We start from the raw sequence: 536 nt of genomic DNA, 5'->3' as shown, positions 1-536 counted from the left end.
TCCTTTCCGTCCGTGGGCACGAGATAGAACGATGAAATCTCCTCACTTTCATCAACTTTGCGCGCGACCTCAAAAGGCCGCCATCCGATCCAGCCACCCGGTTGTGTCGCACGCTGATCGTACAATTCTCGCTCGGCGCCGATCATAACGTCGGCCAGTTGCTGGTATGCGGCGGCCCAGGCGTCACGCATTTCCTCGGTGAAGCCATCACCGAGCGTTTCGGCCATTGCGGCGAGCAGGTGCTCGCCCACGACAGGATAGTGCTCGGGCTGCACACCGAGGCTGGCGTGCTTTTGGGAAATACGCCTGACCGCTGGCCCGAGCGCGCCAAGATTGTCGATATTGGAGGCGTAAGCCCAGACTGCATGCGCCAGCGCTTCCGACTGTCCACCGGAGCGCTGATTGGCGTGGTTAAAGAGATTCCTGAGCTCGGGATGATGTTCAAAGAGGCGACGGTAGAACCGTGTAACCACGGTCATTCCGTGCTCGCTCAGAACAGGCGCGCTCGACTTGATGATTTCGGTCTGCCGTGGCGT

The 536-nt window shown here is 59.7% G+C and carries 1 protein-coding gene; it reads right to left on the bottom strand.

Going from position 1 to position 536, the window contains the following annotated elements; translation table 11 throughout:
* On the bottom strand, positions 1-479 hold a 479-nt coding region (locus AWB68_RS46085; RefSeq protein ID WP_374729675.1), incomplete at its 3' end, for a globin domain-containing protein.
* Positions 480-536 lie beyond the last annotated feature (57 nt).

Origin of the sequence: Caballeronia choica, from assembly GCF_001544535.1 — a bacterium.
Taxonomy (GTDB): domain Bacteria; phylum Pseudomonadota; class Gammaproteobacteria; order Burkholderiales; family Burkholderiaceae; genus Caballeronia; species Caballeronia choica.
The sequence above is the reverse complement of the archived record's forward strand: the minus strand, read 5'-3'. Positions and strand labels throughout refer to the sequence as shown.